Annotated in this window: 20 protein-coding genes and 1 tRNA gene; 9 read left to right on the top strand and 12 right to left on the bottom strand. The window is 60.6% G+C overall.

Annotated elements, in window-relative coordinates:
* The first annotated feature begins 43 nt into the window (after nt 1–43).
* From RBH20_RS05705 to RBH20_RS05715, 3 genes are all read left to right on the top strand, one after another.
* Complete coding sequence (locus RBH20_RS05705; RefSeq protein WP_306706414.1) at nt 44–757, top strand: ATP-NAD kinase; 714 nt, start codon at nt 44–46, stop codon at nt 755–757.
* A gap of 41 nt (nt 758–798) precedes the next feature.
* A complete protein-coding gene (locus RBH20_RS05710) occupies nt 799–1260 on the top strand; it encodes a hypothetical protein (protein WP_306706416.1) in 462 nt (153 codons plus the stop codon).
* Between the two features lie 232 nt (nt 1261–1492).
* A complete protein-coding gene (locus tag RBH20_RS05715; RefSeq protein ID WP_306706418.1) occupies nt 1493–1669 on the top strand; it encodes a UPF0175 family protein in 177 nt (58 codons plus the stop codon).
* Between the two features lie 37 nt (nt 1670–1706).
* On the opposite strand, the gene RBH20_RS05720 is transcribed toward RBH20_RS05715, so the two are convergent.
* From RBH20_RS05720 to RBH20_RS05755, 8 genes are all read right to left on the bottom strand, one after another.
* On the bottom strand, nt 1707–1976 hold the full coding sequence (locus RBH20_RS05720) for a hypothetical protein (protein WP_306706421.1): 270 nt from the start codon (nt 1974–1976) through the stop codon (nt 1707–1709).
* A gap of 10 nt (nt 1977–1986) precedes the next feature.
* On the bottom strand, nt 1987–2286 hold the full coding sequence (locus RBH20_RS05725; protein ID WP_306706424.1) for a hypothetical protein: 300 nt from the start codon (nt 2284–2286) through the stop codon (nt 1987–1989).
* 112 nt (nt 2287–2398) lie between these two features.
* Nucleotides 2399–3163, bottom strand: a complete 765-nt coding sequence (locus tag RBH20_RS05730) for a cytochrome bc complex cytochrome b subunit (RefSeq protein WP_306706426.1) — start codon at nt 3161–3163, stop codon at nt 2399–2401.
* Between the two features lie 4 nt (nt 3164–3167).
* Complete coding sequence (locus RBH20_RS05735) at nt 3168–3971, bottom strand: cytochrome bc complex cytochrome b subunit (RefSeq protein WP_306706428.1); 804 nt, start codon at nt 3969–3971, stop codon at nt 3168–3170.
* Nucleotides 3972–3974: 3 nt separating this feature from the next.
* On the bottom strand, nt 3975–4841 hold the full coding sequence (locus RBH20_RS05740; RefSeq protein ID WP_306706431.1) for a Rieske 2Fe-2S domain-containing protein: 867 nt from the start codon (nt 4839–4841) through the stop codon (nt 3975–3977).
* A gap of 1 nt (nt 4842) precedes the next feature.
* Nucleotides 4843–5262 (bottom strand): hypothetical protein, encoded by a 420-nt coding sequence (locus RBH20_RS05745; protein WP_306706433.1) that lies wholly within the window; start codon nt 5260–5262, stop codon nt 4843–4845.
* Nucleotides 5262–5918: a halocyanin domain-containing protein gene (locus tag RBH20_RS05750; protein WP_306706435.1), complete on the bottom strand. Its 657-nt coding sequence runs from the start codon at nt 5916–5918 to the stop codon at nt 5262–5264. Before RBH20_RS05750 ends, RBH20_RS05745 begins: the two co-directional genes overlap by 1 nt.
* Nucleotides 5919–5982: 64 nt before the next feature.
* On the bottom strand, nt 5983–6888 hold the full coding sequence (locus tag RBH20_RS05755; protein ID WP_306706437.1) for a hypothetical protein: 906 nt from the start codon (nt 6886–6888) through the stop codon (nt 5983–5985).
* 87 nt (nt 6889–6975) lie between these two features.
* Here RBH20_RS05755 and RBH20_RS05760 point away from each other — a divergent pair, with 87 nt between their 5' ends.
* Nucleotides 6976–7458: a hypothetical protein gene (locus RBH20_RS05760; protein WP_306706439.1), complete on the top strand. Its 483-nt coding sequence runs from the start codon at nt 6976–6978 to the stop codon at nt 7456–7458.
* Between the two features lie 90 nt (nt 7459–7548).
* Nucleotides 7549–8055, top strand: coding sequence for a universal stress protein (locus RBH20_RS05765; protein ID WP_306706441.1), 507 nt, complete (start codon nt 7549–7551; stop codon nt 8053–8055).
* A gap of 16 nt (nt 8056–8071) precedes the next feature.
* Here RBH20_RS05765 and nth read toward each other — a convergent pair whose 3' ends face one another.
* Nucleotides 8072–8755, bottom strand: coding sequence for an endonuclease III (gene nth / locus RBH20_RS05770; protein ID WP_306706443.1), 684 nt, complete (start codon nt 8753–8755; stop codon nt 8072–8074).
* A gap of 117 nt (nt 8756–8872) precedes the next feature.
* Between nth and RBH20_RS05775 the strand changes: the two genes are divergently transcribed.
* Entirely contained in the window at nt 8873–9391 is a 519-nt protein-coding gene (locus RBH20_RS05775; protein WP_306706445.1) for a GNAT family N-acetyltransferase, read from the top strand.
* Between the two features lie 55 nt (nt 9392–9446).
* Nucleotides 9447–9986, top strand: coding sequence for a GNAT family N-acetyltransferase (locus RBH20_RS05780; protein ID WP_306706447.1), 540 nt, complete (start codon nt 9447–9449; stop codon nt 9984–9986).
* Here the strand turns inward: RBH20_RS05780 and RBH20_RS05785 are convergent, their stop codons facing one another.
* The gene (locus RBH20_RS05785; RefSeq protein WP_306706449.1) at nt 9987–10442 is read right to left on the bottom strand and encodes a redoxin domain-containing protein; all 456 of its coding nucleotides are present in this window, start codon (nt 10440–10442) and stop codon (nt 9987–9989) included.
* 204 nt (nt 10443–10646) lie between these two features.
* Here RBH20_RS05785 and RBH20_RS05790 point away from each other — a divergent pair, with 204 nt between their 5' ends.
* A complete protein-coding gene (locus tag RBH20_RS05790; RefSeq protein ID WP_004961709.1) occupies nt 10647–10946 on the top strand; it encodes a PRC-barrel domain-containing protein in 300 nt (99 codons plus the stop codon).
* Here RBH20_RS05790 and RBH20_RS05795 read toward each other — a convergent pair.
* A complete protein-coding gene (locus RBH20_RS05795; RefSeq protein ID WP_306706451.1) occupies nt 10943–12409 on the bottom strand; it encodes a DHH family phosphoesterase in 1467 nt (488 codons plus the stop codon). The genes RBH20_RS05790 and RBH20_RS05795 overlap by 4 nt on opposite strands.
* Before the next feature lie 255 nt (nt 12410–12664).
* On the opposite strand from RBH20_RS05795, the gene RBH20_RS05800 reads away from it, so the two are divergent.
* Nucleotides 12665–12738: transfer RNA gene (locus RBH20_RS05800), tRNA-Lys, on the top strand.
* A gap of 99 nt (nt 12739–12837) precedes the next feature.
* Here RBH20_RS05800 and RBH20_RS05805 read toward each other — a convergent pair.
* A complete protein-coding gene (locus tag RBH20_RS05805; RefSeq protein ID WP_306706453.1) occupies nt 12838–13620 on the bottom strand; it encodes a YihY/virulence factor BrkB family protein in 783 nt (260 codons plus the stop codon).
* Nucleotides 13621–13710: the final 90 nt, after the last annotated feature.

Genomic DNA, 13710 nt, shown 5'->3' on the forward strand with positions numbered 1-13710 from the left:
GAAGTGCGGCAGGTTTTTTTCCGCCGGCCCGGAGTTTCAGATGATGGAAACCCCCGTTGGTGTAGTCGGTGACGACGCCCTGGCAGATGTGCTTCGAGACGCCGGCGTGGCTGTTGAACGGGGTCGTGATGGCGCTGTTCCGAAGACCGACCGAGTCGTCGCTGCTGGTGAGGACGCCGTCGCTGCCGTGGCACGGGCCGAGGGTGACCCGCTCGTGTTACCGGTCGCAGCGGGTCGCGGCGTCCGGTCAGTGCCACGCGACGACGCCGTCGCCGCTGTGTCGGGACTTGCTGATGCCCGGATTGAGACGCATCCAGTTCTCCACGTGACAATGCCTGACGGGACGGTCGAACAGGCATTCTGGGACGTGACTCTCGTCACCGCCGACGCCGCTCGCATCTCTGAGTTCACTATCGCGTCGACAGCCGACCGCATCGGACAGTTCCGGGCCGACGGTGTCGTAATCGCGACGGCTGCCGGCTCACCGGGCTATGCCCACCGCGTCGGCGGTCCGATTCTGGCACCGTCGGACCAGGCAGTGGTGGCACCGATCGCACCGTTTGCAACCGACCCGGATCACTGGGTGTTGCCTGTCGACGGACTCAGTGCTTCGATTGAGCGCGACGAGGCGACTGTCGAGTTGCTCGTCGATGACCGCATATCCCGCCCCGTCAGCTATCAGGAGCGTATCACAATCTCGGTCGGGTCGCCCGTCCGGACCGCTGTTGTCGACGAAAGCCGGTCCAGATTCGAGTGAGATTGGAAAGACACTAATGGACGGTGGACAGAGCTTTGCATATGCAGCCATCCGTAACGCTCTTTGGGCCACTGGATACCATTCTGGGGAACCCCACAGTCGGCGGTTCGTTCCTCATCGAGTACATCATCTTCGGAGTGGTAATTGTAAACTTCCTCACGCGGCAACTCGCCCATAGAAGCCACGTCAAACAGTACGAAAACGATGGCGCGGACGCGATCAGCCGCCACCCGGCACACACGTTCACCAACATCGCACTGGTCGTGCTGTCGTTTTTCTACATGACGCTCCACCACCATGGCGGGATGGTCTTGTCCGTGCTCGTACTCGGTGCGGTCATCACTGACTTCTTCGAGTTCGAGTCCCGAAAAGTCGAAGCCCGCCGTGACATCCCGCTGGAACGGCCGAAAGGGGCCATCGTCGCTGCTCTCGTGATGTTCATGTACGCGGGCTACCAGAGCTTGTTCTGGGTCATCAAGGGTCCCTGGAGCTCCATCGTCTGAACACCGCCCCCGTTTTGCCGTCATCAAGCACCTGTACTTTGCTAGCCGTGCCTATCGATAGCCCCGCGTATGCGGCCGGCAATCACATCACACCAATTACTTTGCGAATGTACATTCAAGTAGTAAATAAGTGCATGTTTACTTAATTTTGAGTGTTCTGGCCGACAGAATGGCCTAGAATCAGGCGAAATTGTTTAATACTATCGATGTAGTTGTGTCTATGTAGACGAAAATGTCACACAGGTCCCTCACTACGGCGCTGACACTGTACCGCGGGGAAACACTCACACTAGAAGAAGCGGCGACGTACAGCGGGGTGTCACCGACAAAGTTCGCCGCGGCGCTTCGTTCCCGCGGGATTCAGGTACGTGACGAAGACAGCCCACCGGTCAATCGGACTGCAAACTGAGGGGGGCGTCGGTCCCGAAAAAAGCTACTGCGTACTGTTACGCCGACCGCTCGTTCAGGTACGTCTGGAATTCACTGATCAGTGGAAGCACGACCCAGAAGGTCAGCGCGCCCAGCACTGCGAACCAGAAGAGCGCGTCGCCCATGAACAGGGCAATCTGGTCGAACGTGGTCGGTTCTTCGATGGTAAGTTCGCCGATGAGCTGTGCCCCTTCGAAACTCGGCGTGTTGTACCAGCCCTTGACGGTCATCCAACCCAGTCCGCCGACCATGAGGCACGCGAACCCCTTCATGAACTCGTCAGCCATTATCCGAACGTTAGGTAGCGTCGTCTTTAGACTTTCCCATTTCCTCGGTACGGAACCGTGTCGAAAACGCATAGACGACTGTGCCAGCGAGGATACACGCGATTCCGGCGATGCCGACCGGAACATCGATCTCCGAGGCAGGCGCTGACGCCCGCTGTGTTGCCACGTCGACGAGGATGAATCCGGCGACGACACTGACGATCGCAAACAGCGTTGAAAACACTGTCACGGCTTTGTACACACGAAGCGGCACCACAACGTCCCGCCGCTCTGAACCGTCTTCAGTCCCCGCTGACTGGTCCTCTGTCATCGGTACTAGTAAGGACGGGAGCCACTTTACTGCGGCGAGACGGGGCCGCAATGCTTGCGGTGGAAACGAGCTGTGGGTGAAAAGAAATGACGGAGGAACCGACCGACCGGGGTTACTTCGGCGGTCGTAGCCGGTAGTACCGACGGTTGAGGTCGAACATGTAGCCCTCGCGCATCGTCTTGAGCACTGCGTAGGTGATCGTCGCGCTGACGATGGGGACGAGGAACGTCAGGTCGAACAGCAGATGTGGTGCTATCGGGGCGAGGTTCTTGATGGACAGTGCGGCAATGGTTAGGCTGAAGATGACGCCGGACATCCCGACCGCAGCCCAGAACGGCTGCTCGACTGGTCGGCGGGCCGACCCCTTGTTCAGGAAGGGGACGATGGCGACGAAGCCGACGACCACGACGTTTGCCAGCACACCGTAGGTTCGGTCGGCCATGAGCTTTGAGCCGCCGAGGATGCTCAGATCGGGGTTCAGCGGGCCAAGCTTGAGCAGGCCGAAAGACCAGTAGAGATACCAGTCCGGCAGGATAATCGCTGGCGTCACGCTGGAGTTGGCCGGATTCGGCATCTCCGGGGGCAGCGTCGCCGAGACGAACAGGATCATGCCCACGAAGAAAGACGTCAGCGCGATGTTGCGCATCATCTCGTGGGGCCAGGCCGGGAACGCGAGCACGTCACGCTCGACGTAGTCCGACTGCTGGCGAAGGTCCTGGTCCTCGCGGCGCGCCCGCTCGAAGTACTCGTACGTCAGCCGGGAGAGCCCCTGGGTCCGCTCTTTGCGTTCGGACCACGCTGGGGTCTCATCGTCCGGCGAGACGATACCGGTGCCGGAACCGTCCGTGCGAACGTCGTCTGTGTCGTTGTCGCTCATAGTATTAGTGTGGTTCAGCGATCCCCTGCATCCAGACGATGCCGATGTGGACCGCGATGATGGCAGTCGTGATGAACGGCAGGAAGAACACGTGCAGGATGTACATCCGTTGTAGCGTGGCCTGCGAGAGCGTGAACCCGCCGAACATCAGCTGTGCAACCCACTCACCGATGAGCGGGATTGAGAGGGACATCTCGACTCCGATCTGGCCGGCCCAGAACGAGAGCTGGCTCCACGGCAGCAGATAGCCGGTGTATCCGAACACCAGGGTTAGCGAAATCAGGACGATGCCGATGAGCCAGTTCAGCTCGCGCGGTTCCTTGTATGCCCCGGTGAAGTACACACGGAGCATGTGGAGGAACACCGCGGCGACCATAATCTGCGCGGCCCAGCGGTGAACCGAACGCAGGAAGTAGCCGAGGTTGAGCTGGCCCATGATGAGCATCACTGAGTCGTACGCAACCGTCGGCGACCCGTCGGCAGCCGCGGCGGCTGGAGCATAGTAGAAGCCCAGCAGCGCGCCTGATATCGCGGCAACGATGTACGCAACTGTTGAGAACGACCCGAGTGCGTACAGTGGGTACCAGTACCAGAATTTGTTGTCGAGGTTGTACTGTTCCGTGTGGCTCTTCGGCATTTGCATGTTGACCTTGTAGTAGAGATCTTCGAGGATCTCTAGGTAGTCAACGACGCGCAGCCGTCGGTCGAGCCAGACAAGCACGGTCAGGTACACCGATTCGATCGGCGTCAACTCGCGCGATTCCATCCAGCCTTTGTGATCGTGTTCGTCTTTGCGTTCGAGACTCATTGGTTACTCCGTCTGTGGTGGGCGTGGCAGCGCCACGAACGTCGCTTGCACGGGGCTGAACGGGTCATACACGGACTGGTGGCACTGACAATAGATATTGTTGGCCGCGCCGAAGTTAGCGCTCCCGGTCTGCGTTTTGAACCCGGGTACACAGCAGAAGTGCGTGCATTTGTTCAGCCAGGCAATAAAGCCTTGGTCAGTTGCCTCGGAGACGAATGACTGGACGCTTCCGGGAAGGTCCGCGTACTTGCCCTCGCCGTTGGCCATCTTCTCGACCTCGGCTGACCGGATTATTTGCACCGGAGCGCCGTTCTTTCCGTCGCTGTTGGTCCGCCAGACGACGCTCGCAGGCTTCCCGACGCCGGGGTCGCCGATTCCGTTGCCCCAGTCCTGGTAGTCCTCGAACATATCGACCGTGAGTGGTTTGCCGGACTCGTACTCTCCCTGCCAAGAGAAGGTCCCGGTGTCGTTGAGAAACGTGCTGTTCCGGTCAGACTGGGGGTAGATAGCGGCAGTGCTCTGGATACCACAGTACTGGAACCACTGCGAGGAGTAGTCGATACCGCTCCCGCCGAAGTCCGGTGCAACGGCCGCACCGGCGTTCTCGTCGTACTCTGGCCAAAGCCCACTGATCTCGCCACCGTCGATTTCGATTGGGATGATCGGCATCCCCCGCGGGGCCGGTCCACCGGTGTTCTCGACGGCGACGAACGGGGTTGTCCCGCCGCCTTCGCCGGCGGAGTCTGTCGTCGCGTCGACGGCTGCCGCGCCACCGACGCCAACGCCCGAGAGTGCAGCGCTTCCGACGACGCCCTTTACAAAGCGACGACGGCCTGTTTCGGCCGGGTATTTGTCTTCATCAAGTGGCATGTTATTTCTTGTAGTATGGGTACACTGCGCGTTTGAACGTCTCTGCAAGCTCGTCGCCGTCCGCCACCGTCGTGCCGTCGACGTCTTCCTGACGGATGTAGAGGTCCTCCCACTTACGACGGCGTTTCTTGACGATCATCACGTCAGGGAGGAACTCCTTGCGGTACAGCAGCATGATGAACGAGAGATCGATGAAAATTGCCGTCAGCACGCCACCGAGGAACATATTTGCCTCGATGAGTCGGACCGTCAGCGACGCGCCGATGCCGGACGCCCACCCGGCAATCATGCCGTAGGTGAAGAGCCCGACCAGGCCAACCTGAATAATGGTCAGGAGCACGATGCCGACAGCCGCTGCTGTGCTCTCGCGTGGCGGTTCGTATCGGTGAATATCGCCGTAGGTGGAGCCTTCGGATGCCATCAGTTGTTCCCTCCGCTAGTGTGGGGCGACTCGCCGTACTTCAGCTGGAAGAACGTGTAAATCAGTGGGATGATGACTGCAAGTCCAGCACCGAACCCGACGTAGTGTGGCTGTATGGGGACGCCGGCCTCGTGGGGGGCGACCTCGACGGGGCCGCCACCACCGATTGTCTGTGTCGCATACTCCTCACCGACAACGATAGCCCCCTTCATGTTGAGTCCCTCGTGGGGGACACAGAGGTACGGGTAAATGCCGTCCTCTTCGAAGGTGTGTTCGTAGTTGACGCCGGCACTGGAGGCCGTACTGCCGGAGTCCAGCGGACCATCGCCGTCCGAGACGACGTTGTGCCCGCCACCGTTGCCTGTCCATTCCCACTGGACAGTCGCGCCGTTGTCCACGTGGACGGCTGGCGGACCGAACCCGTACGCGCCGCCGTTGGCCTGCACGCCGACCTCGACAGTTACTGTATCCTGTCCGGTCGCGTCAACGGTCGACCCGTCGAAGTTCCCGACCTGGTCCAGGAAACCGCCGTAGTCCGGGACGGTTTCGCCACCGCCACCGCCTTCCTCCTGTGCGGCGGCTGCGCCGGTGGCACTGAGGGTCGCCGCGGCACCGGCGGCCCCCCCTGCTGTCCGGACGAACTCCCGTCTGTTCATATACACTGTGGAATCAGGACTGAGTTTGTATAAACCCACCGAATACCACCCGCAGGAACCGTCATTACCCGGCTTCGTCAGTTTCGCCAGCCCCTTCTTCAGACCCCGAATTCTGCGGGCTCAGCTCCGGAACGAACTCCGGTCGTTCGCCGTCCTCGAGTCCGATGGCCCGCAGTCTGTCTCGGTACTCCTCAGAGCGGAACGTGTCCGAGAGCCTCGCGTTTGCGACGGTGAAAAAGAGGACGAGCGACACGCCGATGAAGGCAACGCCAGCCACGACTAGCAGCGCGATGCTGGTCCCCCTGTTGCCGATGACGCCAGCGGTCGCCAGTGCTGCACCTCCCAGCAGGGCAATCCCGGCAAGGAACTGTGCCCCGGCAATCGCCTGTAACATCCAGTTCCCGAGTTCGCCGCCACCTTCGGGGACCTCCTCCGGCTTGGGGAGGGGCCTGTCGGGGACACTCTCGGGCACGTCATAGGAATCCATCGAACACAATGCGACCGTGGGCTTCACGTCGCGCATGACGGTCCCCTCACCTTCGAGGCTTCCATCGGGATAGACGACAGCGTAGCCTTCGTCGGAGTACGCAAGCACCCGCGGCGGATCCTGATGGTGTTCGATACGGGCGAACACGTCACGGCTTGCGACGCGGTTTCGCAGGTCCCGCGTGACCCGGTCGAGGAGTTCGTCGCCGATGATCCAGGACTCCTCATCGAAGGCAACGTCCCACTCTTCAGCAGTCATCTCGGCCATGTCTGCCGGGCCGAAGTTGTCGAAGTCGTACTTCTCTTCAACCTGTTTCCGGAGTGCCTCCGTGTCGAGTTCCTCGCCCGACTCGCCGTCTTCGCCCGTCTCACCGCCGTCGCCTTCAGCCCCGTGTTCACCGGGCTCGGTTTCGGCAGTTACCGCGTCCGCAGGGGTATTCCCGCGCTCGTCCTCCGTTGGAGACGTCGAGTCCGGGTCGGCCATTGCTCGGGTGTACGGACCGCGATGGCTTACAAGTTCTGACCTTCTGCATCCGGCAGTCTTTAGCGAGCACTGTCCCTAGGTCGGCCCATGGTGTCGGACGGCCTCGTGGCCACAGTCGTGTTACTGTCGGTGAGTCTCAGCCTCCCCTGTTTCCTGTATGGCGCGTACTACATCATCGAGACGGAGCCGGTCACCTGGGACGTGCTTGTGCATCACCTGAAGTTCGTCACGACGGGGCTGGTGCTGACCACCGTTCCGATGGTGTTTTGGATGATCCCACGGCTCCCGGACCAACTTGGAGGCCTATCCGCTGTCCACGCGATGCTCGGTCTGCAGGCATACGCGCTGCTTGCCTTCGGCGGGACGGGTATTGTCCGTATCTTCCGCGCGAAGCGGAAACACGACCTCTACAACGAGTATGATGAAGACCTATTACTGGACGAAATCGGCGACGAGACGTTCAGCCACTGGCGTTCTCGGCTCCGTATCGGGGTGTTCGGCTACGTAATCTTCTGGCTGCTGGCGTATCTGGTCGGTATCGCTCGGTACGCCCTCCGGTATGTGGCGTGAGTGTCGCTGACAGCCGGTCTGATTCTCGGCTTCTGCGAATGGACTATATGTTTCATTAGCCTTGCATGTCCATCGCTAGCTGTGGTTCCAATGTATGAACACATCCTCTTTCCAACCGACGGTAGTGACGGAGCAGCAGCCGCGCTGGAACATGCACGCAATCTTGCCGAAACGCACGACGCGACGTTACACATCATGACCGTGCTCGATACGTCGTCGCCGCACATCGGAATGACCTCCGCGGGCCCGGAGGGCGCGACGACCGGCATGATTGCTGAGGAACACGACGAGTCGGAGCCGGGCATGGTCGGCGAAAAGCATAACATCGACTCGTCACTGCAGGATCGGTCACAGGCCATTGTCGAGGCGGCGGCGGACGAAGTCGACACAGTCGATACCGTCACCGCCATCGAACGCGGTCCGCCGCACAGGGCAATCCTCGACTATGCCGACGAGAACGATATCGACCTCATCGTCATGGGCACCCACGGTCGGACGGGTATTGAACGGTATCTGCTCGGTAGCGTCGCCGAAAAGGTCGTTCGCACGTCCGACGTGCCAGTGCTCACTGCGCGCCTCAGTGACGACGAAAACTAAGTCGCCCAGCGCGAGGCTACCACGCCTCGCCGCTGGCGAGGTCGCCCTCGCTGTCGCCCTTTTCCGAGGGACAGATGTCCGCGAGCACGCACGCCTCACAGTCGGCCGAGCGCGCACCACACACGGCTCGCCCGTGGTCGATGAGCAGGTGCGTAAATTGTTGCCACTCGGTTTCGGGCACCACGTCGAGCAGGTCCTGCTCGATAGCTTCCGGGCGCTCTTCTTCGGTGAGCCCCAGCCGCCGCGAGAGCCGCTGGACGTGCGTGTCGACGACGATGCCCTCGACGACATCGTGGCCATGCTGGAGGACAACGTTCGCCGTCTTACGGCCGACACCTGGGAGATCAGTGAGAGCGGACATCGTATCAGGGACCTCGCCGTCGTGTTCTTCGGCCAGGATTTCACCGATTCCCTGAAGATAGCCGCCCTTGTTGTTGTGGAACGTGATGCCGTAGATGTCCTCGGCGAGTTGCTCCTCGGAGGCCGCAGCATAGTCCTCAGCACTCTGGTACTTCTCGAACAGGTCTGCTGTGACCTCGTTGACTCGTTCGTCAGTACACTGTGCGGAGAGGACGACGGCAATCAGCAGTTCCAGACGGCTGCTGTAGTTCAGTGAAATCGCCGAATCGGGGTATTCCTCGTGCAGTCGGTCGACGACCTCCGTTGCCTGTTCCTTGCGTGACTCCAGCGGCGTTCCCATATCTCACGGCAGTACTGTGTTCCCTTTGGCGTGTCGTTCTCCACTGCCTGCTGATTACATGTTACCACTACACAACCTATGGCAACACCCTTGTGTCAACTATGGGTTATTTCATGCGTGCCAGGACCAGTGTTCATCCACGGCGAGCGGGTGACGCTCCACCCGCAGCAAGCAACCGATAGCGACCTGCTACAGCAGCTATTAAACGAGCCACAAGTCCGGCATAATATCGGCTTCAACGAGCCACTTTCCGAGCCTGCCGCCGAAGACCTTGATAACCGCGATGCCGACACGCACTTTGTCGTCTGTGTGGACGATGAGCCGGTCGGGACGTGTATGCTCCACGAAGACCACCACCCGTGGGGATTTGGTGTGCTCGGGTACTCGATATGCCCGGATCACTGGGGCAACGGCTACGCGACCGATGCTGTGGCTTGTCTCGCACGGTATGCGTTTCAGGAACTGCGACTGAACAAACTCGGCGCGGACTGCTACGCCACCAACCCGGCCTCCGCACGTGTGCTGGAAAAAGTCGGATTCCAGCAGGAGGGGCGACGCCGGGACCACGCCTTCGTTGACGGCGAGTACGTCGATCTACTGGAGTACGGCCTGCTGGCTGACGAGTGGAATCCATGAATCTCTTTCACACACCTTCCGAAGCTTCTTTCAGTACCCCCTCGTCGGCTTGTGTATGCCCGGACCAGCATTCCTCCGGGGCGAGACGGTAACGCTCCGAACGGTCGAAGTCGAAGACGTCGAGTTCCTGCAAGAGACGATCAACAACCCGGATGTCAGACACGGGCTCTCGGCCACAGAGCCGATCTCCGAACAGGCTGAGCGTGAGTGGGTCGAGTCCGTCGCCAGCGGCGAGACCGGTGACGTGCATCTGCTCGTCTGTGTCGACGGCGAAGCAGTCGGCATCATCGGGCTGAACGACGTCACGGACCGGATAGGGATGGCCGAACTCGGCTACTGGCTCACACCGGACGCATGGGGCAACGGCTACGCGACCGACGCCGCCCGGACGCTCACCGAGTACACCTTTCAGGAGCGCCGGTTCCATCGTGTGTACGCGAAGGTCTTCGCCGGCAACGAAGGCTCCCAGCGCGTGCTCGAAAAGACGGGGTTCCAGCGAGAGGGGACGCTGCGGGACCACTGGTTCCGCGATGGTCGCTACGAAGACGTGTACATCTACGGTCTGTTAGAGGGCGAACTGGACCACGGTGAGTAGCTACAACTCGGCAAGGCCACGCAGAACCGTGTCGAGGGCCGGCATGGTCCCGTCGGTGTCGTCGAACACAGTTGCCACCTGAACACGACATCGCTGGTCGACGACGAACGCCGCTTGTTGGATACTCTCATCCTGTTTTCTGATGCCGAACTGCGTCGCGACGCCGTGGGTGTCGGCCAGCAACGGGTATGGAAGCGACAGCGCCGCTGCGAGCGACCGGCAGTTGCCGATATTTGTTGGGAGAACGCCAAAGACAGCCACGGCATCTGATACGCTCGCCCAGTCTGCGTCGGCTAGCGCATTGAGGACAGTCCGCGACTCGGGGTCGTCGCCGGGAACGAACGCCACGACCACCGGCGCGCGGTTCGTCGCAGCCGACAGCCGATAGGCACCAGTACCGCCGTCCGCGGTCCCTTGCAGGTCGAAATCCGGGGCGGGATCACCAGCGGAGAGCATACCGAGCGAACGGGAAAGTGGGATAAAAGTCCCGCGGCCCGAACAGGCGTCTGGTACCTGTGTGGCGGCAGTGCTACCGGCGAGACGGAATCAGCTCGGCGCTCGGTTTCCGGGAGTGCTGTGTGGTATTGAGTCCCTGCACCGCAGACGTTTCAGTCGCAAAGAAGCTTTATAAGCCGTCCGACCGACCACCGTCGTATGGGAATGGAGAATCTGCCACAGGAGATTACAGCCCTCGTGGGTCGTGAGGTGTATTCGAAAAACGGCGTGTTCGTCGGCGAAGTCGAAGACCTTCGGCTGGAACTCGACCGCAAGGAAGTGACAGGGCTGGCACTCCACCAGCTTAACACAGAACTGTTTGACGAAGAAGTGAACGCATCGCGAGGCGTCATCATCCCGTACCGGTGGGTTCAGGCTGTCGGCGATGTCGTCATCGTCAGCGATATCGTCGAACGGCTTCGCCAGCCCGAGGCCGGCGACGAAGAAGAAGAAGTCCCCGCCTAGTTACCGTTCGAACTCTCGCTGCTGGAACTGTCGACGCCCATCGCTTCGAACAGTTTCCGCTTGACCGCTTCTTCAGTGAGTTCCAGCAGTGTATCTCTGTTGTCGTCGCTCGTATCGAGGCCGGTGAAGATACCAAGCGGTATCTCGACGCTGGCATCGGTGGAGTGGCCCGCTGTCTCGCCCATCTCGCCGAACGCGTCCGACAGCACCTTGCCGATGTTCATCCGGATGTCCTTGGACCGGGCGGCGAGATAGATAGTGTCATCGGCGATAGCGAATACCGCTGTGGTCGTGATGCCTTCCAGATTGAGGAGGTGCTGGGCTGCCTGCGCTAGCGCGTCGCGATCCCGGATGAACCCGGCGTTGGAGACGAGGTGGCTCCCCTGGACCTCGCGGTTCCGGATCGCTTCAGCGAGCACGTCAAGCGTTTCCGGACTCATCGACGGCGATTCGACCTGTTCGAGCGTGTCGTGGTCGGCGAATGGATACAGATACGCCGCAGCGGTCAGGTCCGCCGGTGTCGTATCCCGTTTGAAGTCCAGCGTCTCGGCGCGAATGCCGTACAGCAGCGCCGTGGCGACGCTCTGGTCGAGGTTGAGATCCAGTTCCTGAATGTACTTCGTCAGAATCGTCGACGTGGCCGAGATGTTCGGCCGGATATCGGAGAAAGCGGCGTCGTGTTCCAGTTCATGCTCGTGTTCGTAGTGGTCGACAACGATATCGACCGACTCAATAGCCGGTTCGCCACCCTTGGCAACGTCCACTAGCGCGAACGTATCGTACTCATCGAGGTCGACATCCTCGTTCGAGGTCAGTTCGATGCCGAGGAGATTGACGAACGCACGGTTTTCCTGATGCCCGATCTCGCCCTCGTAGATAATGTCGGCGTCCACGTCGCGGCTCGCGGCGATGGCCCGCAGCGCCGCCGCCGAGGCGATGGAGTCCGGGTCCGGCGACCGGTGGATGAGTATCGCCATGCGGTCCTCGGTCCCATCGATGACATCCCCAAGCTGGGAAGCCTTGTACTCCAGTTCACCCGTTTCCAGTGCTCGAAGCGCCGAGTCCGCGATGACCGCAGAGGGATTGATGACCACGTCCGCACCGAGTTCGGTGAGGTCGTCGGCGGACACCGGGTCGTCGGCGCGAGCGACGATGAACTGCTCCCCGCCGGACTCACGGATGTTCTGCACCGCTTCGGCGTTGGCGTTCACATCCGGAGACATGATGAGAACCACGTCGCGGTCGGCCACCGTCTGGGCGACGTCGGTTTCGCAGATGTCCGCCTGCTGTGCGTTGAGGTCCTGATCGCGGAGCGCCTCCACTCGCCCCTCGTCCGCGTCAAGGATGAGGACGTCTTTCCCCTCCCCGACGAGTTCTTCCGCCACGGCGTGGCCAACACTCCCACACCCGAGGATGGCGTAGGTCGACATAGAGGCCATCGTGATGCCGCTGGCTGTACTCATTAGTGTCTGTATCGCTTGGCGTCAAGCCTCTTTAATGCCAGCTATTTCTCCAACAACTGGGAACGGCCTCCTGAAGAACCGGTCCGAGAGGCCCTCAAACGTCGTCCAGCACGGATACAGTCGAGCCCCGCCTGACTCCTATGATAGTCAATCGCCGCTAGTCGACTGTTGTGTGCAAGAAACGTGGGACCGACCGACACAAGGCGTCCGAATGAAAACCTATTTTACCGGGCCGTCCAGAGAATTGAATGCACTGGGCCGGTAGCTCAGTCTGGCAGAGCGACGGCCTCTTAAGCCGTCGGTCGAGGGTTCAAATCCCTTCCGGCCCGTATTCTTGCGCCGCAAACGAAAACCGTGAGCGGTGCGACTTCGATGAGAAGAGGTTTGAATGATGGATGAAGCCACGGTCACAGACTAGACTTAGCCACTTAGACATACAGGTCGCCAGCATCAGTGGCGAGTACTGCGTTGACAACGACACCGAGCATCAGGACAATCGCGGCCACATACGTGCTTGTGAGGATGAGTATGAGTCCACTGAGAACGCCGTAGATGGCGTACTGTCCGGCGTTGGCAGCAAAGAACTGGATCGCCGCATGGAGGACAGTCCAGCCCAGTGCGGTCGTTATCGCGCCCGGGAGCGATGCGGTAAGCGAGCCGGCGACACGTGACGGGACAAAATACAGGGGCAGCAGCGTCACAGTCAGAGCGACGAACAGAACAGCGAATCCGACGAGCACGCGCAGCAGACCGGTGGCAAAGAGAGCCAGAAACACGCTCTGGACGAGGATTACGAGAACTGCAGCAGTAAGCGTCCCGAGGACAACTACAGCGTCGGACACCTGCTTTGAGAGTGGCTGCTCCGCCACCGGCTCGATCCGCTCGACAACGGTCAGGAAGCCGACCGCAACATTGGCACCGCTCCATGCCAGCACGACCACGGAGAGGACTGTCGCTGTTGTCCGGCCCGTCGCCGCCGTCAATCCCTCGTATAACAGTTGCTGTGTATCGGGAGTGAGGAACTGCGCTCCCGTGACTGAAACCACGCCAGCCAGTTGCCGGCCGAAGATGATGAACACGAGCAACAGCACCGGCATGAGCGAGATGAACGCGTAGTACGCCAGCGATGTGGCGATGTACCTGATATCGCTCTCGTACGCGATACCGGCGACTGTCTTCGCCGTTGCGATCCACTCGGCTCGTCGCGCCATACTCCGAAAACAGCGGAAGCAGGGAAACATGTTTGTGCTTCGACAGCCGAGATCACGAGACAGCTACGACTGATCCCCAGCGATACCATA

Source organism: Haloarcula sp. H-GB4, assembly GCF_030848575.1.
GTDB lineage: Archaea > Halobacteriota > Halobacteria > Halobacteriales > Haloarculaceae > Haloarcula.